General features: G+C 73.0%; 11 protein-coding genes and 1 pseudogene. 7 read left to right on the top strand and 5 right to left on the bottom strand.

Annotated elements, in window-relative coordinates; translation table 11 throughout:
• From KGQ19_RS38440 to mycP, 6 genes and pseudogenes are all read left to right on the top strand, one after another.
• A pseudogene (locus tag KGQ19_RS38440) lies at positions 1 to 544 on the top strand (hypothetical protein); the annotation flags it as partial.
• A gap of 196 nt (positions 545 to 740) precedes the next feature.
• Positions 741 to 1,019: a hypothetical protein gene (locus KGQ19_RS38435; protein WP_212018654.1), complete on the top strand. Its 279-nt coding sequence runs from the start codon at positions 741 to 743 to the stop codon at positions 1,017 to 1,019.
• Positions 1,016 to 8,095, top strand: a complete 7,080-nt coding sequence (locus KGQ19_RS38430; protein ID WP_212018652.1) for a WXG100-like domain-containing protein — start codon at positions 1,016 to 1,018, stop codon at positions 8,093 to 8,095. The genes KGQ19_RS38435 and KGQ19_RS38430 overlap by 4 nt, the downstream gene beginning before the upstream one ends.
• A 12-nt stretch (positions 8,096 to 8,107) precedes the next feature.
• On the top strand, positions 8,108 to 8,581 hold the full coding sequence (locus KGQ19_RS38425) for a hypothetical protein (RefSeq protein ID WP_212018650.1): 474 nt from the start codon (positions 8,108 to 8,110) through the stop codon (positions 8,579 to 8,581).
• Positions 8,571 to 9,470 carry a hypothetical protein gene (locus KGQ19_RS38420; protein WP_212018648.1) on the top strand — a complete coding sequence of 300 codons (900 nt, stop codon included), beginning with the start codon at positions 8,571 to 8,573 and terminating at the stop codon, positions 9,468 to 9,470. The genes KGQ19_RS38425 and KGQ19_RS38420 overlap by 11 nt, the downstream gene beginning before the upstream one ends.
• Entirely contained in the window at positions 9,467 to 10,774 is a 1,308-nt protein-coding gene (gene mycP, locus KGQ19_RS38415) for a type VII secretion-associated serine protease mycosin (RefSeq protein ID WP_212018645.1), read from the top strand. The genes KGQ19_RS38420 and mycP overlap by 4 nt, the downstream gene beginning before the upstream one ends.
• Before the next feature lie 97 nt (positions 10,775 to 10,871).
• Here mycP and KGQ19_RS38410 read toward each other — a convergent pair whose 3' ends face one another.
• The 5 genes from KGQ19_RS38410 to eccD are packed head-to-tail and all read right to left on the bottom strand — an operon-like array spanning position 10,872 to position 18,479.
• Positions 10,872 to 11,174, bottom strand: a complete 303-nt coding sequence (locus KGQ19_RS38410; protein WP_212018643.1) for a YbaB/EbfC family nucleoid-associated protein — start codon at positions 11,172 to 11,174, stop codon at positions 10,872 to 10,874.
• Positions 11,167 to 11,688 carry a YbaB/EbfC family nucleoid-associated protein gene (locus tag KGQ19_RS38405; RefSeq protein WP_212018641.1) on the bottom strand — a complete coding sequence of 174 codons (522 nt, stop codon included), beginning with the start codon at positions 11,686 to 11,688 and terminating at the stop codon, positions 11,167 to 11,169. Before KGQ19_RS38405 ends, KGQ19_RS38410 begins: the two co-directional genes overlap by 8 nt.
• Entirely contained in the window at positions 11,685 to 15,560 is a 3,876-nt protein-coding gene (gene eccCa / locus KGQ19_RS38400; RefSeq protein ID WP_307856633.1) for a type VII secretion protein EccCa, read from the bottom strand. Before eccCa ends, KGQ19_RS38405 begins: the two co-directional genes overlap by 4 nt.
• A complete protein-coding gene (gene eccB, locus KGQ19_RS38395) occupies positions 15,557 to 16,906 on the bottom strand; it encodes a type VII secretion protein EccB (RefSeq protein ID WP_212018639.1) in 1,350 nt (449 codons plus the stop codon). Before eccB ends, eccCa begins: the two co-directional genes overlap by 4 nt.
• A 52-nt stretch (positions 16,907 to 16,958) precedes the next feature.
• Entirely contained in the window at positions 16,959 to 18,479 is a 1,521-nt protein-coding gene (gene eccD / locus KGQ19_RS38390) for a type VII secretion integral membrane protein EccD (RefSeq protein WP_212018637.1), read from the bottom strand.
• A 163-nt stretch (positions 18,480 to 18,642) separates the two neighbouring features.
• On the opposite strand from eccD, the gene KGQ19_RS38385 reads away from it, so the two are divergent.
• Positions 18,643 to 20,209: serine/threonine-protein kinase (locus KGQ19_RS38385; RefSeq protein ID WP_212018635.1), on the top strand; the 1,567-nt coding region annotated here is incomplete at its 3' end.

Below are 20,209 nucleotides of genomic sequence, written 5' to 3'. Positions count from 1 at the left end.
GGGCGTGGCCGTGCCCGGGATGGATCTGCCCGGCGGGCCCGGGATCGCGGTACCCGGAGCCGACGGCCCGGGTGGCCCCGGCATCGGGGTACCGGCATCGTCGGGCGTCGACCCGAGACTGCCCGGCTACACGGGGATCGACCCGAGCACCGGACTGCCCTTCGGCTTCGACCCGTCCACGAAGCTCGCCGACTTCCAGCCCGCGTCCGGGACCGGGTTCGGCGGCTCGTCGGCGTTCGGCGGCGGGGCCGGGCTGGGCCCGCTCGGCGGCGTCGGGTCTCCGATCGGCGGCGGTGCGGCCGGTGCGTTCGGGGCGGGGCCGGGCGGCGCGTCGTCGGGGGCGATCGACCCCCGGGACGCGGCCGGGGCGAACGGCGGCGCCAACGGTGCCGCCGGCATGGGATACCCCGGCGGGATGGGCGGTATGGGGCACGGCGCGGGCAAGGACGGCGAGGAGCGTCAGCGCCAGTCGTGGATCCCGGAGGACCAGGACATCTGGGGCGCGGACACCAACGTACCGCCGCCGGTCATCGGCCGTGGCTAGGGCGGGGGAGGAGCCGCCGGGCTCCCACGCGCCCACCGCGCCGCCGCACATAGCGCCGGCCCCTCCGGCGCCCGCGCCGCCGGTACCGCCGCCGGGTCCGACAGCCCCCGCACCCAATCAGGGTACTGATGGCGCGGGCGGATACGTCGTCGATCCGGCCGGGCTGACGACGGCGGCACAAGGGTTCAACAGCGCCGTGGACGCCGTCCGCAAGGCCGCGCAGACGTTGCAGACCACGCTCGAAGCGTCGGGTGAACCGTGGGGGACGGACTCCCTCGGCAAGGGCTTCGCCGAAGGCGCGAACGGCTACAAGGCACAGCGGGACGGGATGTTCGAGCAGCTGAAGACCATCGGCGACCGGTTCGGCGACATCGCCGCGAGCCTGCGGTCGGTGACCACCAACTACGGCGGCGCCGAGGCCCAGGCGGTCAAGCGCGCGCGGTCGGTGGGCGTCGGCGAGGAGGCCGGCGCGTGACGACCGAGGTTCCCGCCCCGGTCCAGTGGCTGCTGGCGATCGTGTGCGGGCAGGAGTGGCCGGACGGCGACGAGCAGGCGCTGCGGGCGGCGGGCCAGGCCTGGACCGACGCGGCGACGGCACTCCAGCCGGCATTCACCGACGCCGATACCGCGGCGAAGAAGGCGGCGTCCTCCTACGGCGGCACCGCCTCCGAGGCGTTCACCAAGTACTGGAACATGTTCACCCAGCCGCAGGGCGACCAGCCGGCGATCCTCGACGCTCTGGTGAAGCAGTGCCAGGACATCGGCCAGGAACTCGACGGCTTCGCCGACGAGGTCGAGACCTCGCGCATCGAGATCATCGGCCAGCTGGTGATCCTCGCGGTGGAGATCGCGATCGCCCAGTCCCTGGCCCCGCTGACCTTCGGCCTGTCGGAGCTGTCGATCGCCGGAGAGGTCGCGGCGTCCCGGCTGGTCGTCCGCGAACTGCTGGAAGCGGTGCTGAAGGCCGCGTTCAAGGCGGCGCTGAAGATGACCGTGCAGATGACGGCTCTGGACCTGCTCGCGCAGGGGATCGAGAAGGCTCAGGGCCACCGGACGTCCATCGACTGGGGCGAGGTCGGCAAGACGGCCGAGGGCGCCGCGATATCCGGGGCCTTCGCCGGCGCGCTCGGGGGCGTGCTCGGCAAGGCCGCGGAGCACACTCCGGCGCTGCGCAGCGCGCTGAGCAAGCCATTTGGGAAGGTCGCGAGCAACGCGGCGATCGGTGTGGGGTCCACGATCCTGACGGATGTCGCGACCGGACAGGCGATCGACGGGCACGGGCTGCTGGACGCCGCGCTGGGCGGGATCGGCGGCGCGGCGCACGAGCACCTGAGCCAGCGGGCGGTACACGTTCTGGACGATCGGATTCCCGAGGCGGCGGCGGTGCCGGTGCCGGTGGCCGAGGTGCCGGTTCCGGACCCGCCGGCGCCCGGTGGCGGCTCGGGGGCACCGGCGGCGGAACCGGCGGCAGAACAGGTGGCGGACGGTCCGGCGGTGAGCAATGGCCCGGCGGCGAACCACGGCCCGGCGCAGGACAGCCGCCCGGTGGAAGCCGGGCATCCGCCGAGCGAAGCGCGAAGCCAGACGCCGGCGGAACCGGCCGGGGCCGCGTCTGGCACGCCGGACATTCTCAGCGTGCTGAATGGCGGCGCGCACTCCATGCCCGAGGGGCATTTTCTGAGCGATCCGCTATCGCGGCCGTTGCCGGTGAGCGGTGATCCTGCCCACGAGCCTGTCGAGCAGCCGGTCCAGAATCAGCACACTGAGTCTTCGCCGACCGCGCCGACACCGCAATCGACGGTGCCCGAGCGCGAACCGGTCGCCCAGGCCACCCATGCGCCGGAACCGCATTCGACGGTGCCCGAGCGCGAACCGGTCGCCCAGGCCACCCATGCGCCGGAACCACATTCGACGGTGCCCGAGCGCGAACCGGTCGCCCAGGCCACCCATGCGCCGGAACCGTCTCCCGGCCGATCCGGCGACACGCCGACCGGCCCCCGCATGTCGCACGAGGCAGCCGCCCGCGCACTCCTCGGCGTCGACGACGCCACACCGCTCACCGCCGATCAGAAGGCGCGCTTCGACGCGGCCATGGCGCAAAGGACGGCCCAGAGCGGCGCTCGTGACGGTGTCATGGGCCTGGTCGACCAGTTGCGTGGCCGGACACCGGGCACCTTGCTCCAGGACGAGTCGCCCCGGCCCCCGGCCGTCGACGCCACGTCGCAAGCCCCCGGGAGCCGGCCCGAAAGCCAGGCTGTGCTGCCGCAAGCCCCGACCCGCGCTGTGCTCGCCGACGAACGACCGCCGGCGCCGGTCGTGCAACCGCCGATCATCGAAGCGCTCAGGGCGAACCGGGATCCGGCGCCTCCCACGCCGAATCGCGAGACCGTCACGCGTCCCGGGCCGCAGAGCAATCCGCGTCCCGAGTCGCGCACCGCAACGAGCCCCGAGCCGCGTCCTGACCGGCCGACCGAGTCCGAACACACTGAGCCCGAACACGCCGAGCCCGAACACACTGAGTCCGAACACACTGAGCCCGAACACGCCGAGCCCGAACGTACCGACCCGCAGGAAGTCATCGAGTCCACCAAGGACGACATCACCGAACGTGCCTTGCGCGCTGTCGCAGCCCGCCACGGCCTGGTCCTGGGCGGCAGTCGCGCGATGGCCCGGTACGGGCTCACCTACCGTCGCACCGACGACATCGACCTGATCGCGACCGGCGGCCACGACGCCACTCACGGCTTCAGTGATGAAGCCGTGGGCGGTGTCCGCGAAGCCCTGACAGAGGCCGGTTACGTCGTGACGGTGAAGCCGAGCCAGTCCGGCGCCGAGCTCACCGTGCGCCGCGACGGCTTCTCCACGACGGTCGACATGACCTCCACGCCGCTGCTGCGCACCTACGAGCCGCCGGTGGAGGTCGGCGGCCTGCGCACGGTCTCGCCGAACGACGCCGTTCGGATGAAGTACAGCGCGTTCAAGGCGGCGGCCGGCGATCCGGAACCGGCCGACCCGGCCGACCCGGCCAACGCGGCCAACCCGGCCAAGCTGGCCAAGCAACTCGCGGACGTGCATGCCATCTTCGCCGAGCGCGGCGACAACGCATTCGTCCTGGACGGCATCAATCCCGCGGAGGAGAAAGATGTCTTCCGCGGCATGCTGGGCAAGGCATTGGGCCGGGTCACGGACGACGACCTCGCCGGACACGGCCTGAGCCCGGAGCAGATCGCGCGACTGCGCGCCGATCTGGCGGACCAGGCCGCGCGCCGCGAACTGGCGGTACCGGCCGCCCCGGTGGTGGAGCCGCAGAAACCGTCGGCGGCGGACGTCCAAGCGGTACTGAAGATGCTGTACCCGGACAACCCGCTGCGCGGCCTGAGCGACCGGCGCGTCGCCAAGGCGACGGCGATCGCGGCCCGGCTGCGCGGGTCCGTGTCGTTTCGGCAGGAGCTCAGCCCGGCGCATCTGGAGCTGCTGGTACGGAACGAGCTGGACGAGAAGGTCACCGGGACGCTGAGCAAGGACCAGCGGGACCGGCTGTCCGGGCTGGGGCGGTCGGCTGAAGCTGCTGAAAGCGCGGAAGACACCCACACCCCCGCAGACTCCGACAGCATCCCGAGCCCTGCGGCGGTGCCCGCATCGATCCATTCCGCCGCGGAGACACCTGGCACAGTCGCCGACGAACCGACGCGCACGCCTGCCGGCGAGGCACCGCGCAGCCGGACCGAAGACCCCGCCGAGCCCGCGCCCGAAACTGCCCCGGTCGAGCTCGAAGCCGTTGCCGACCCCGCGTTCGAGACTGAGCCCGCGCTCGAGACTGAGCCCGCGCCCGAGACCCCCGCCGAGCCCGCGCCCGAGACTGGCCCCTCGACCGAGACCCCCGCCGAGCCCGCGCCCGAAGCCCCGCCGCCCGTGCCAGTCGCCGACAACCGCGAAGAACTCGCAGCCCTGCACGAAGAGCGCAACCGCGTCGACCGCCAAACCCAGGCCTGGAATGCGCTGACCGACCGCGTCCTGAGAACCCCCCTGTCTGTCCCCGACCTTCTCAAAGCCCTCAACCAGATCGAGGCGGACACCGGCCTGACCGTGCGGGACCGTCCAGGCTTGGCCGCAGCGCTGCGCACGACCGTCCCTCCCGCTGATGTCCGCGCCGTGCTCCGCACCGAGCCGGAGGGCCCGCTTCGTGATCTGGCCGATGCCCTGGCCACACCGTTCGACCGGACCCTCGGCGCCTTCCGGGACGGCCCGGCCCGGGGGCTCACCGACGGGCTGCTCGATCTGGTCCGGCCGGCCGGCCACGTCATCGAGTCCGACGATCCGCTGACGCATCTCGTCAACGCGACCCACGGCTACTTCGGGCGGGTGGCCGAGTCCTTGTTCGAACGTGACGACGAGGGCATCGAGAAGGATGTCCGTGATCTGCGACGGGGCCGGGAACTGCTCGACGGACTGGACCTCGGCTCGAGTCGTGAGATGTCCGCGGAACTGGACCGGGTCCTCAAGCTGATGCAGCAGAACGCGGACCATCCGTTCCCCAGCACGGCCCAGCACGGCGCCCTGATGCTGCGTCTCAACGCGACGATGGACCACTTCCTCAGTACCGCCGAACCCGCCGACCGCCAGGCGGTCAACGAGTCCCGCTTCCGCCGCACCGCGGTCACCGGGCTGAAGACGATCGAGAACGGCGTGCGTGGGCAGCTGCACGAGGAGGCACTTCCGCTGGGCGCCGTCCGATACGACGACGCCTTCGGCACTCCGGCTGAAGTCGAGGCGTTCCACGACCTTTACGCGACCGAGGTCCCGAACGGCGTCCTGCTCGGCGATCCCCGCGACGAGAAGGAGGCGGACCACTTCCCCGGCCTCAAGGCGTACGCCGGCCGTCCTGATCGCCCCGACCAGTTCCTCGTCGGGCTCCACGGCTCGTCCCGCGTCGTCGAGGCCGGGCACGACCTCGTCTCGCCCAGGGAGCTCGCGCGCGTGATCCTCGGCTCCGCATGGGATGGCGAGCAGCCGATCCGGCTGCACTCCTGCGACACCGGCCGCCTCGATGACGGCTTCGCCAAGCAGCTCGCGCGGGAGCTCGGGGTCCAGGTCGTGGCGCCGAGCGACCTGGCCTGGTCCAGCCCGGTCGACGGTGACGTCTGGGTCACCCCGATCACCAGGGAGACCGGCGTCATGCAGCCGTACAAGCCCGTGACCGGAACCTGGCGCACGTTCGAGCCCGACGACGGCCTGACGGGCCTCGCGGACGACCCGCATGCCGGCAAGGCGGCTCTGGAGGTCTCGGTCGTCCGCGGCGTCCGCGGTGGGAACGGGACCGACGCGCTGCTTCCGAACGCCCCGGAGGCCGTGCGCGCTGCCGTCGACACCATGAGCCTGCTGGTGGAGCTCGACGAAGACTTGGTCAGCCCCGAACTCCAGGAGAGTAAGAACGCTCAGATCGCTCAGAACACCGCCGAACTCGGCGATCAGCTCGTGTCGACGCTCCGCGACGGAGGACTGCTGGCCGCCATCCGCGACGGCACCCATCCCAGCAGCGAGCTGCATCAGGCGATCAGCAGGATCCTGCTCCGCGATGCCGACGCCGCACGGGCTGCGCCAGTCCCGACGGCTCCGCTACCCCCGCTGCCCCGGGCACCTGCCGCCGACCACCCGGCTCCCCACGCCGTCGCCTCCACGCGCCATCCCGCCGGCCATCCCGCCGGCCATCCCGCCGGCGTCCCCGCCGCGGTCGGCGGGTGGGATCCGGGCCCGACCAGGCAGCGAGTCGACGTCAGTCTGGGGCCGGACAGGAAGTCCGACAAGTTCGACGTCGCCGTGGATCAGCGCGAACCCCACACCCTCTACGCGGTTCAGCGGGACGGCCAGTCCGAGGCCGACCACTTCTGGACCGGCGACCACGGGCAGATCACCCACGCCCAGATCCACATCCCCACGACCCCCCTGAGCAATGATCCGGCCGAAGCCGGAAAGGTGGTCGACGCCGAGCCCGACGCGCACCACCTGCTCGGCGACGTCCACTACCGCTTCCTCGACGGCTTCGGCGCGTTCGACTTCCGGACCGACCAGCACGGCAAGCCGGTCCCGGACCGCGCCTGGAGTGAACCCCGGCACGAGAACGAGGCCGCCGCCGTCTGGTTCGACGGGGGCCTGACGGTACAACTCGCCGCGGCGCCGGAATCTCCGGCCGCGGAGAAGGAGTTCCCTGATGTCAAGGCCTTCATAGACCTGCAACACCGGAATCCGAATCCGCTCCAGCCGATGACCCGCTACACCGTGGAGCACATGATGTCGGACGGTGTGATGCGGAAGTCCACGTTCTGGACTGACGCCGACAAGGAGATCACCCATGTCGACACCTGGAGTGCCATCGCGAAGAAGGCCGTTCTCAACGTCGAGCTCGGTACCAAGGACACAGGGCTGAACAGATTCGGCACCGCCGTCAAGCCGAACACGGTCTATCGGGTCAACAACCGCATCACGTACCACACGAACGAGCACGGCTCGCCGGCGTATGTCCACGATGAGCGCACCGCGTGGACGAACCCCGAGACCGGGACCAAGACAGAGGACAAGCGCAACAACGGCCTCCAGCAGCGCGCCGCCTACGTCGGCCTGGCGAACTCCGAAACGGCGGTCAAGGAAGTCTTGAAGCGGTCGCAGGTGCGGCACCGGGACGATGAGACCGCTGAGGAAGTGGCGGCCCGCGCACGCCTGGCTGCGCACGCCGCCGTCTACCTCGCCCATCGCGAGCAGAAGGTGAACGCTGCGACGAGAGTCGTCGACGACATGCTGACGCGGGCTTTCCCCGCCGGTGTCCCGAAGGGCGCCCAGAAGTTCCTTCTCGACAGGCTCAAATATGAGGCGGCTGAGGAGGAGGCGCCCGCCAACGCCAAGAAGAGTAAGGCGACACCGCCCGCCGGGATCACCGACCGTCTCATCAAAGACATCGTCCCGCAGGCTCAGAAGGCCGCCGACGAGCTGGGGCTCTCCGTGGACAAGCGCTGGGAGGCCGTCCGAGGCCCGGTCGAGAAGATCCTCAGCGGCCATTACCCCGAGGACTTCAAGGCGCAGACGGACGACATGCTGGCGAAGCTCAACCTCACCGACACGCCGGACCTCGTCGCGGTGGGCGAGATCGCCGACATCGGCCTCCACCAGCGGTTCCCGAGTGCGGCCTATGACGGCGGACACATCGTCGACGCGAAGTCCGACGGGCCGAAGGAACTCGTGAACTACCACCCGCAGTACGCGCACGAGAACCGCAGCGGCGCGTGGCACAACCACGAAAACCACTTGGCGGCCCTGCACAAGAACGGTGTGAAGACGCTCAGCTACGAGGTCGTCGCGAGCTGGGGCGACGACCAGGCCGCGCTGCATCCGACGACCCCCGGCCACCTCACGACCCGGACGGTGTTGGAGTTCGGCACGCCGCCGCATTCCAAGACCGCGGTCGTGATCCGAACGTTCCCGAACCTGCCCCGTCCGAAGCCCGACCCCGATCCGGCGCGGGCGACCGGGGCCAGACGCAAGCGCAACCGTCAGAGTTAGGAGGATCGGCGAATGAACGCGAGTACGGACCCTGCGGACCAGAGCACCGACCTCGACCGTGGAGCGTCGCCCGGGCAGGCGGCGCGGTTGCTGCGCGCCGCGGTGCCCTTCGCCGGCTGGCGCCGGCTCGATCTGGTCGTGCGCCTGCTGAGCACGGTCGAGGAGTACCAGCTCACGGTGATCATGCCGGACGGCGCCACGCCGGCCGTGGATCCGCCGCCGGAGCTGGCCCCCCTGTTCCGCTCCCTGCGGCGGCAGGCCTTCACGCCCGATGCCGGCACCTGGTACTCCGCCCGGTTGACGCTGGACTCGCGCTCCGACGGACCCGGCTTCGTCTACACCGAGAACTTCGAAGCCGATCCGGGCTGGACGCCGCCGGCGCCGCCCGAGGCCTATCTGGACGATCTCGGCGCCGTGTTCGGCGCCGCCGAGCCGCGGGTGCCGCGCTGGCTCGCTGGGATACTGGGGGCGACCGATGATCACTGACGAGGCCAGGAGCAGCGCCATGCGGGACGACCCGTCGCAGGACGCACCACAGCGGCTCGACGCCTTCGACCTGGTGGAGAGCCGCCAGGCGGTGCTGGGACGGATCGCGGACGTGCTGGCCGCGACGCTGCCTTCCGACTGGTCGACGGTGATGGTGCGCTGTTCGGCGCTGGGCGACCGGCTCGAAGGGCGCGCCCGCGTCGTGCACCTCGACGGCGCGATGAGGCCGTGGAGGCTGACGGACGACGCCATGCGGCTGTTCCGTGAGCTGCGCGAGTTGGGGGACGTGCCGCCGCTGGTCTCGTGGTTCAGCGTCGACTACCGGTTGTGGGCGGACGGGCGGTTCGAGGGGACGTTCGGCCATGACGAGCCGGTGTTCCCCGAGCCGTCGTCGCCTGAGGACTACCGGCGGGAAGTGGAGATCTTCAAGGAGGCCGGTTTTCCGGCACCTGGTTGGGTGGGCGCAGGCGCCGGCGCAGATCGAGCTGACGATGAGGGCGGTGCCGACGGCGACCCGGCGATCCGGATCGCCAAGGTCTTCGACGGTGCCGACGCGACCGGCACCGGATACTTCGATGCCGAGCACCCGACGGTCGATCCGGACGCCCGCGAGCAGCTGCTCCGCTATCTCGACGCCGGGAGCGCTCTGCTGGTGACCACCGCCAGGGATGACGACGTGCGGAACCCCGGCCTCGGGGCCGTGGTGCCGATCGACTTCCGGACCGACGGCACCTGGATCTGGAATGACGCACTCACCTACTACGTCCGGACCTACGGTCTCGTACCCGAACCGGAGTTCGGCGCGCACATGGCAGGGCTCGGATTCGTGTGTCCCGAGGTCTCGGACGCCGTGCAGCGGGCCGCCCTGAAAATCCTGATGCCGTCATGAGGCGCGCCGCATCCGTCGCCGGCGTCCTGATACTCAGCACCCTGCCGTACGCGACGGCCACCGCGCCCGCCGACGCCGCCACCTCCACATCGCAAACCTGCCCGGACACCGCGTCCGCGCTCCCCGCGGTCGCGGCCTCGGCCGCCGTCCCCTGGGCCCAGACCAGGCTCGACCTCTCCCGGGTCTGGCCCCTGACCCGCGGCGACGGGGTCAAGGTCGCGGTGATCGACACCGGCGTCGACGCCGGTGTCCCGCAGCTGTCCGGGCATGTGGACGCCGGCGCGGACGTGATCGGCACGGCCGGGGTGGGCACGCTCGACTGCCACGGCCACGGCACGGCGGTCGCGGGCATCATCGCGGCCCAGCCCGCCGCCGGCACCGGCTTCGCCGGCGTCGCGCCGGGCGCCCGCATCATCCCGGTGCGGCAGAGCATCGGCGACAGCGACGGCACCGCCGGGACCCTCGCGCTCGCGATCCGCCGGGCGGCCGACCTCGGGTCCGGGGTCATCAACACCTCGCTGGTCTCGCTCACGTCCACCCCGGAGCTGCGCGCCGCCGTCGAGTACGCGCAGGGGCGCGGCGCGGTTATCGTGGCCGCGGCGGGGAACCAGCAGCAGAGCGGCGATCCGCGTACCTACCCGGCCGCGTATCCCGGTGTCATCGCGGTCGCGGCGACCGGGCCGGACGACGCGGTAGCGCAGTTCTCCGAGACCGGCGACTATGTCGCGGTCGCGGCGCCCGGGGTGCAGGTGGCGAGTCTGGCCAGGGGTCCGGGCGACGTGCTCGTCGACGGGACGAGCTTCGCCGCGCCGTTCGTGAGCGGCGTGGTGGCGCTGGTGCGGGCCTACCACCCGGGGCTGTCGCCGGAGCAGGTGCGGCACCGGATCGAGGTGACGGCGGACCATCCGGCCGGAGCGCTCCCGGGGGCGGCGCTCGGGTGGGGGATAGTGAACCCCTATTCGGCGGTGACGGCGGTGCTGCCGGAGGAGGGGAAGGCGGCGAAGACGGCTGTCGTGAGTCCCGGGTCGGCGCCGGCCGGAGCGTTCGCACGGCGGCCCGCGGCGATCTCGGCGGGGGCGGCGGGGTTCGCCGCGGCGGCGGGCGGGATCGTGCTCGCGGTGTGGGCGGCGGCCGCGGCCGGGCGGAAGGCTCGGCGCGCGAGCGGGGACGAAGGCGAGGGCGGCGAACGGATCTCGGCGACGGCCGAACCGAGACGGCCCGGCCGGCCCGGTCGTCGCCGACCGCCGCGCGATCAGCGACCCGCGAGGGACGGGCGGACGAAGGAGCTCTTGGTACGGCGCTGATCGTGGAAAGAGCTCTTGGCACGGCCCTGATCGGCGGCCACGTGGAACGTGCGGCGAGCCGCGGCGGCCTTGAACCTTTGCAGGCCGCCGCGAGCCCCTACCTCAACCGCCCCGGAAACCGTTGCGCATAAGCCGCACGCTCGGCAGCCTCCGCGGCACGCACCGCCGCCACCACCCGATCGCCCAACGTCGAGGCGTCCAGCCGGCGCCGCGCCTGCTCCTGAATCGTGAGCCCGGTCAGCACGCCGGTCGGCCCGACCTCCGCCGTGACCTCGCCGCCGCCGCTGCTGCCGCGGTGGCGCGCGGCCAGCCACGACCGCACGTCCTGGGCCGCCGACTCCAGCATCGTCATCAGCATCCGGGCCGACGCCTCGTCTATCGGCGTCGTGTACTCAGACATTCCCGTTCTCCCGCAGGAGGTCGCCGATGGCGTCGCCGCCGACGGCGGACAGTTCTGTGCCGAGCTCCGCTTCCAACCGGTCGCGCCACCGCAGTGCCGCGTTCCGCCTGGCGTCCGCGATCGCCGCCTTGATCAAGGTGCTGAGTTGGTCGGCGGGCAGCACGTGCGCCTCCGGCGAGATCGCGACATCCCGCAGCTCGCCGATCCCGGAGACGGACACCGTCACCGTCGCCGGCGCGCTGCCCGCACCGACCCCGCCCGATGACGCCGCACGGCTCCATCCCCCCGAGCCCGCGCCGCCGGCTACCGTGCCGCTCGAAGCCGACGCCGTGAAGCCTCCGGTGGGCGCCGCGGCCTCCGGCGGTGCCGTCGGCGTCGCCTCAGCCTGCCCGGTCACCACGTCGTCGGCCAGCGCGGACCGTAGATCCGCCGCCACCGCGACCACCGAGCGGTCCCGCCGCGCGGACCGCTCGTCCAACAGGTCGTCCACGCCCGCCATACCCACCGGCCTCACTGCCCCGCCTCCTCATAAAGCGCCGTCTGCACCAGCCGCAGCCCCGCACCCCGCGTCACGTACTGCGCCCGGCCCACCGGCAGCGGGCGCGGCTTGATCCCGGTGAACATCGCGCCCTCCTCCTTCGGGCACGACATCAGCACCAGCGGGCTCCCGGTCTCCTTCAGCCGCGCGATCACCGGCTCGAACATCGCCCGCGCCGCGCCGCCGGCCCGCCGGGCCACGATCAGGTGCAGCCCGATGTCGCGGGCCTGCGGCAGCAGGTCGGCCAGCGCCGCCAGCGGATTGTCGGCGCCGGTGGCCGTCAGGTCGTGGTCGTCGGCGATCACGAACAGGTCCGGCCGCTGCCGCGGACCGCCGCCGGCGGCGGGGTCGTCAAGCCGCTCCCGCATGGCCTGGGCGATCTGCGGGACGAAGCCCGCCAGCGCTTTCCCGGACGCCGCGTGTCCGAGCAGGTGGGCCGGCGAAGCCGCGTCCGTCAGGGCTCTTCGATAGTCGGCGACGACCAGCCGGGCCTGCTCCGGGGAGTACGTCCGGCAGATCTCGCCGATGATCAGGCGCAGCAGATTGGTCTTGCCGGCTTCGGTGTCGCCGATGACCAGCAGGTGCGGATCGCGGTCGAACTCCAGCTCCAGCGGCGCCAGCGTCTCCTCGCTCAACGCGAACGGTATCCGCCCGCGCGCCGCCGCCGGCGGCAGCACCCGCCACGGCACCCGGTCCGGCAGCATCCTGACTTGCGGCGCCGACGCCCCCGGCCAGATCCCGCCGATCTCGGCGACCAGCTTCGCCGTGCCCTCGGCCAGGGCCTCGACGCCGCCGACACCGTCCAGGCGAGGCAGTGCCGCCAGGAAGTGCCTGCCGGCGGCGGTCAGACCGCGGCCGGGACGCCCGGCAGGCACGGCGGCCGCGGCCTGGCGGCCCACCGTGGAGTCCATGGGATCGCCGAGCCGCAGCTCGAACCGCGTCCCCAGGACGTCCCGCAGCGACGGCCGCAGCTCGGACCACTTGCCCGCGGTGACGACCACGTGCACGCCGTATCCGAGCCCGCGCGCCGCCAGATTCGTCACCGCCTGCTCCAGGTCCTCGTACTCCTGCCGCAGCGTCAACCAGCCGTCCACGATCAGGAACACGTCGCCGAACGCGTCCTCGGCGAACTCCCCGGCGGCCCGGCGGGCGCGGTGGGTCGCGATCGAGTCCACGCCGGCGCGGGCGAAGGCCGCCTCGCGCGCGGTGAGGACGGCGGTGACCTCCGCGACGGTCCGCCGCACCCGGTCGCCGTCCAGCCGGCCCGCGATGCCGCCGACGTGCGGCAGGCCGCTGAGCGACCCGAGCGAGCCGCCCAGGTCCAGACAGTAGAACTGGACGTCCCGCGGCGAGTGCGTCGCGGCCAGCGCCGCCATCAGGGTACGGACAAGCGTGCTCTTGCCGGTCTGCGGCGCCCCGGCGATCCCGACGTGCCCGGCGTGTGCGGACAGGTCCGCCCACAACAGATCCCGCCGTTGTTCGAACGGCAGGTCCACGACCCCGACCGGCACCCGCAGCCCGGCCGGGTCCCGCGGGGCGGACTGCAGCACGGTGTCCAGCGCGTACGGCGCGTCCAGCGGCGGCAGCCACACCCGGTGCGGCGCCGGGCCCTTGCCCTTGAGCCCGGCCACCACCAGGTCCAGGACGTTCGTTCCGTCGCGGTCCTGACGCACCGGGGATTCGCGGACCGGATCGGCCTCGGCCACCGGCGCGCCGTTGCGTGCCGAGAACGTCACGACCCGGGCTTGCGTCCGGGCCGGACCGCCGGAGGTATCAGCCTGCTCGATGTAGGGCCCTGACACATATGCCGCCCGGAACCGGACCATCGACTGCGTGTCGAACTTCAGATACCCGTGCCCCGGGTCGCGCGGCAGCTCGTAGGCGTCGCCGACGCCCAGCACCAGTCGGCTCTCCGATGCGGAGAAGGTCCGCAAGCCGATGCGGTAGGACAGATGGGTCTCCAGACCGCGCAGCCGACCTTCCTCAAGCCTTTGCGACGCCAACAGCAGATGCACCCCGAGCGAGCGCCCGAGCCGCCCGATCATCACGAACAGCTCGGAGAAGTCCGGCCGGCTCGACAGCAGCTCGCTGAACTCGTCCACCACGATGAACAACGACGGCAGCGCCTCCAGCGCCGCGCCGCGCGCCCGCGCCTGCTCGTAGTCGAGCAGCGAGGCGAAGTTCCCGGCGGCCCGGAGCAGTTCCTGGCGCCGCACCATCTCGCCGTGCAGCGCGTCGCGCATCCGGTCCACCAGCGTCAGCTCGTCGGCCAGGTTGGTGATGACCGCGGCGGTGTGCGGCAGGTCGGCGAGTCCGGCGAACGTAGCGCCGCCCTTGAAGTCGACGAGCACCAGGTTCAACTCGGCCGAGGAATGTGTCGCGGCCAGTCCGAGGACCAGCGTGCGCAGCAGCTCGCTCTTGCCTGACCCGGTCGCGCCGACGACCAGGCCGTGCGGCCCGAAGCCGCCCTGCGCGGACTCCTTGATGTCCAGGGCGACCGGGGCGCCGTGCTCGTCCACGCCGATCGGTACCCGTAGCCGGTCGGCCGGCGGTCGGGGCCGCCAGGCGCGCACCGGGTCCAGCTGCCGCGGGTCCCCGATGCCCAGCAGGGCACTGAATCCCACCGGCCCGGCCGCGGCCGTCTGGCCGCCGGCGTCGGGGAGGCGGAACCGGGCCAGGGTGCGGGCCAGGGCGCGGGCCTCGGTGCGGGTCAGGGTGTCCGGCACGCCGATCTGGGTTCGCACCGGCTCACCGGACGGGTCGGTACCGACCGTGCGCAGGGCGTCCGCCGAGACGTCCAAACGCAGTGCGGGCACGCCGGAGTCCGGGACCGTGCCGGAGACATCGAGCACTGTCACACCGGCGAATCCGCGAAGCGCACCGGCAGCCGGGCCGTCGCCGTCCACCACGATCACCACGTGCGGCCCGGTGTATGCCGATCCCCAACTGCCGCGATCGCGCAGAAAGCCCGAGATCAGCTGGTCCAGGGCGGCTGCGTCGGTGATGAGCCGCAGCGGCCCGGCCGCGTCGCGCGCGTCCGGGTGTGCCGAATGCGGGAGCCACTTGATCCAGTCCCACTCCGGGAGCGTCCCCGCGGGTGTGCACGCGGCGATAACCAGCTCATCAGGACCCTGCAACGTCGCCAGATGCGCGACCATCGCCCGCGCCAGGCCCCGCGCGGCGTCCCGATCGCCGGTCAGCACGATCCGGCCGAACGCGGTCGTGGAGATGCCCAGCGGCAGGTCCTCGACCGACGAGTGAGCGCGGATGAACCGTCGAAGGGCCACCGAACACAGCGGATCCAGGTCCTCGAACGGTTTGGTCTCCGGCGGCTCCAGCCGCACCGCGAGCCGCTGCCGGCCGGTGGCCACCCGTACGTCGCCGAAGTCCTCGTCCCCGGCCCGCCGCTCCCACAGCCGGGGCGAATCCGCGATCTGCCACAGGGCGGCCGGATCGGGCAGCGTCCAACACAGTGCCGCGCGCTGCGCCGCGGCCGCCTGCCCGACCTGCTTGCGCAGCTGGTCCAGGTAGCGCAGATAGTCGCGGCGATCGCCGGCGACTTTGCGCTTGCGCTGGCCGCCGCGCTGGCCGAACTGTGCCACGCCCATGCCGATCGAGGACAGGCCCAGCATTCCGCCGCCGAGCATGCCCTGCGGGCTGGCGCCACGGCTGGTGAACATCAGCACCGAGCCCAGCGAGCCCAGGCCCATGGGCAGGAACTGGAGCGCCGAACCCATGGCGTCGCCGTCGTTCTCGGCGACGGCCGGCGGCGGGATCAGCGCGATGTCGCCGGCCGGGATCGGCGGCGCGCTCTGGCGTGCGGGGCGTCGGAAAAGGATGGTGGTCACTGGGCGGTCCCGGTCGTGGAGGGGTCGTGGTAGGCAGCCGCAGCCACCGGATCCAGCGTCGTGCCGGTCGGAATCAGGGCCAGGATCTGCGTGGGCACCGCGGCGGGGGTCACGCCGGCGTAACCGAGCCGGCCCGCGACGTCGGCGCTGGGCAGCGGGTACTTCAGGCCGGTGTCGGTGATCAGGTACAGCGTGCCGGTCGCGACGCCCGGCGCGGGCTGGGCTCGGACCAGGGCGCCGTGCCCGCCCGCGACCCGGACCCGCGGCTGGGAGGCAGACCCCTGCGACGCGGCGAGGACGATCGTCGGCGGCGCGTCAGCGGTCCAGGCCACGGAGCAGGTGGCGACCGGGCCGTCCTGGAGCGGCACCGGCGTCGGCGGGTGGCCGGGGACGGAGGCGCCGGCGATGATGCGCGGTTCGGCGGCGAGCTGCGCGCGGGTCGCGGAGTCGTCGATGCGCGTCTTGTTCTGGAACGCCGTCAGCAGCGCGTCGGTCTGGCTGATCGGGGCCAGGCCGTCGCGGCGCGCGAGGAAGTAGTCCGGGACCGCGCCGGTTCCGGTGACGGCGAAGACGGTGCCCAGCTTGACGTCCGTCCGCCCGAGGACGGCGACGGTGCCGGCCGGCGCCGCGGGCACCGACAGATCAGGACCCTGCGGTACCGAGTCCAGCCAGGTCGCGTCGACCAGGCGTGGCGCGAGGCCGGGCGGATAGCCCAGGGCGATGAGGGCGTGGGCGTCGGGGACGCGCAGCCGGGTTCCGTTCCAGATCAGATAGAGCGTGCCGTCGGGAGCCGAGACCACGAGCGCGTGGCCGGCATCGACGGTGAGGCCGCCGGGCCGCGCGCCGATGACCATGGTCGCCGACGGAGCGCCGCCTGTTCCCGGTTCGGCGCACGTGCTCCAGGGCCCGGTGACCAGCTGGTCCGGGGCCGGGACCGCGTCCGGGGCGCCGGGCAGGCCGACCGGCAGGCCGCGCGGCGTACCGTCGAGGGCTGATTGGCCGACGGCCAGGACCGAAGGAGTGCTCCCGGCCAGCAGCCGCGCCGAGGTGAAGTTGAGAACGGGATGCAGGACGCCGTCGATCAGCACCAGGCGCTCACCGGTCTCGCGGACCTGGATGACGGCGCCGGGGGTGCGCCAGGTGCCGCTGTCCCGGGGGTGGGACGCGCCGTAGACGCCGATCCCCAGGGTGCCGAGCAGAGCCAGGCCGAGGCTGCCCACGGTGCCGCCGATCATGCGGCCGGTGGCGGGGTGCGCCTCGTCCGGGTCGCCGCGCAACAGTGCGGACAGCAGGCGGCCGACGCCGAACGCGTGGGCCTGGGCGAGGTCGCGGCGCGATACCGACATCAGAGTCCTGCGATTGTGGCGGCCGGGGTGCGGGTACGTTCCGGTGTCGTCATCAGCTGCTCCGGACGTGGCCGAACACGGCGAGCACTTCGAAGGCGAGCGGAAGCGTCGCGAGCGCGGCGACGGTCTCGATCAGGTCCGCGGCCCGGTCCCGGTACGGATGCCCGGCCCGGGAGTGGTCGGAGGTGGCGGCGGCGATCAAGCCGAGCGCCGCGGCGGCGCTGCCCGCGGCCACGCCCAGACCGCCGGCGGTGCCGCCGTGAGCCGACACGTAACGGGCCAGCAGGGCCGCGGCGGCCAGGGCCGGGACGAACAGGGCGAGCCGCTGCGTCCGGCCGGCGAACGACCGGGATCGCAGGACCGTGACGAGCGCCGCGCACGCGACGAGCGCCAGTGCGCAGTACACGGAAAGGCTGTTGCCCGAGCGTGGCGTGGTGAGTTGGGCGAACGCGCCGATGTCCGCGAGGCCGATGCTCACCAGCAGCGCCGACAACGCGGAGTCGGCGACCGCGCTGCGGCGGCCGACGCCGAGCCCGTCGACGCGCTCGTCATCGGCGCGCATCTGTTCGGCGTTCCCGGGCACCCCCTGCGGCGAAAGGCCGGCCAGCCGCAGTGCCGTCGCCGGCGCCAGGGCAGTGAGCAGCAGGCCCAGGCACACCACGGCCGCCGAGGCACCGGCCCGGCCGCCGTCCGGCCACCAGCCGGCGATTCCGCCGCCCAGCGCCGGCAGGAATCCCAGGACGCCGGCGCCGACGAACACCGGCGTGGTCCAGGTGCGATTCGGGCCCGCCGCGGCCAACCCGGCCAGGGCCGCCGCGATCACCATCGCCGCGCCGCCGGTCAGGACCTGCTGTGCTCCGAAGTGACTCAGGGTCCTGGTGCCCGCCGCTCCCGCGGCCCCGGCGACCGCCGCGAACGGCAGCGCGCAACAGCCGATCACCGCACCGGCGACCGCGTCGCGCAGCCCGCGTGCCAGGTAGGCCGCGCACCCGATGAGCAGAACCGAGACCGCCGCGGCGACCGCACTCACCACCGGCCACGAGCCGCCGCCGGACGTCGAGGCGACAGTGCTCTGGGACAGTGCCGCTCCGTGTGCGCCCCCGGAACCGCTCGCCGCCAGCGCCGCCGCCCCGATCACGAGCACCAGGCAGGCCGCCGCAAGGCACGCGGTCCGGCTGTCCGTACGCTGCCAGCGGTTCGTCCGGGCCCGGGTCGCAGCCGCCGCGGCGTCCGCCACGTCGTGGAACACCGAGGGCGGCAGCGCATCCCCGACGGGACGCACATGCAGGACGTCCCCGTCGAGCACGCCTGAGGCCGCAAGACTCTTGCCGGGGTCCAGCGGTGCGCCGCCGAGGCGTTGCAGCACCCAGATGGCGCCGGGCCGCACCCCGGTCCGGGAGTCGGTACCGCCGCCGCGGCGCGACGCGGTTCCGGATGCCCCGGAGGCGCCCGGCACGTGCTGGAGCAGATCGGGCAGCAGGTCGGCCAGCGGCGGCGCCGCCGGGGCCGCGACCTCGACCCGGCCGCTGGGAGTGAGCAGTGTCAGCCGGCACAGCTCGTCGTCGGTGTTCACGATAGGCATGGTGGGCATCGAGTCTGCCGGGCGCACCGCCGGCCGGCCCAGAGACTTCCGGGCAGTCTCGGCGACGGTGCCCGGGAGACGATCGGGCACAGTTGCGCCGGCCCCGGCTCATCCGGTCCTCGGCAGCCGTTCCGTCCTGTCACCATCGGAGACCATGTGGGGAACCGGAACTGTGCTTGCCGGACGCTACCGGCTCGTCAACCGCATCAGCGGTGGCTCGATGGGCGACGTGTGGCGGGCCGAGGACGTCGTGCTGGCGCGAGAGGTCGCGGTGAAGCTGTTGCTGCCCGCGCTGGTCGGAGCGCGCGGGTTCGCGCAGCGGTTCCGCACCGAGGCGCGGGTGATGGCCGCCATCCGGCACCCCGGCGTGCTGGAGGTCTACGACTACGGCGAGGCCGCGCCGCCGTCCGGGGAACACCCGGACGGGCTCCCGGCCTACTTGGTGATGGAACTCCTCGAAGGCCGCGACCTCGCGAGCCTCATCGAGGAACAAGGCGCGCTGCCGTTGGCGACCGTGCTGGACTACACGGCCCAGGCGGCAGCGGCGTTGCAAGCCGCGCACGAGCGCGGGATCGTGCACCGGGACGTCAAGCCCTCGAATCTGATCGTGCGCTCCGAAGGCGGGATCGCGCTGGGCGACTTCGGGATCGCCCGGGAGGGCGAGGGCATCGGGCTCACCGCCACCGACACGGTGCTCGGGACGGCGCCGTACCTGGCGCCGGAACAGATATCGCAGGGGGCTGTCACCCCGCTGTCCGACCTGTATTCCCTCGGCGTCGTGGCCTACCAGTGCCTGACCGGGGAGCTTCCGTTCGACCGGGGATCGGCCGCGGCCATCCTCTACGCGCACGTCCACGAGCCCCCGCCGCCCTTGCCGGACTCGATTCCGGCCGAGGTGCGGGAGCTGGTCGGGCGCGCGCTGGCGAAGGATCCGGCGCTGCGGTGGCCGGACGCGGGGGAGATGTCCCGGGCGGCTCGGGAGTGCGCTGACAAGGCGACCGCGCCGCCGGTCGGGCTGGGTGCGGCCGCAGCCGCGGCCTCGGGGGTCGCCGCCGAAGCCGAAGACGACGAGCCCGACCAGCCCGACCAGGCCGAGGGCCACGTCGCGTGGACCTCGGCGTATCGGCGCGAGGAGCCCCGAACGCCGGTCGCCGAGCCGGATCCGAGTACTGATTCCCGCGACGTCCCCGAGCCGCGTGATTCGCCGGGCTCGGATGACGGCGACGAGGAATCGCCGCGCGAATCCGACGCGGTCGCGCAGCAGCCTTCGACTCCTCGCCCCGAGCGATCGACCGCAGAGCCCGACCGATCGACCCGTCGCCCCGCGCCGGTCTTCGCCGTCGGGGCCGCCGTGGTGGCGATCGCCCTGGGCGTCGCGGTGGCTGTCGGCACCGGCGGCTCCAAGGGTGCCGCTGCCTCCGTCGCCGCCGCCGGCGCCTCGACCTCGGCCCTCACTTCGCCCGGCGCGGCCACCCCCGACGGGTCGATCCCGTCCCCGGCTGCCGCGTCCGGCAGCACCCCTGCCCACGGTTCGACGGCTCCGTCGAGTTCGGGCACCCCCGGCAGTCCGCAGCCGACAGGCCCCGCGTCCGGAGCGAACCCGCCCTCGAACCCTCCGCCGTCGAACCCTCCGTCTTCCTCCCGGCACGCCACCCCCAGCGGTTCGCGGCAGCCGGGACCCACGACGGGCTCCACCTCCGCCGGCGTCGGAGCCCCGCCCC

This window comes from Catenulispora pinistramenti (assembly GCF_018274385.1).
GTDB lineage: Bacteria > Actinomycetota > Actinomycetes > Streptomycetales > Catenulisporaceae > Catenulispora > Catenulispora pinistramenti.
The sequence above is the reverse complement of the archived record's forward strand: the minus strand, read 5'-3'. Positions and strand labels throughout refer to the sequence as shown.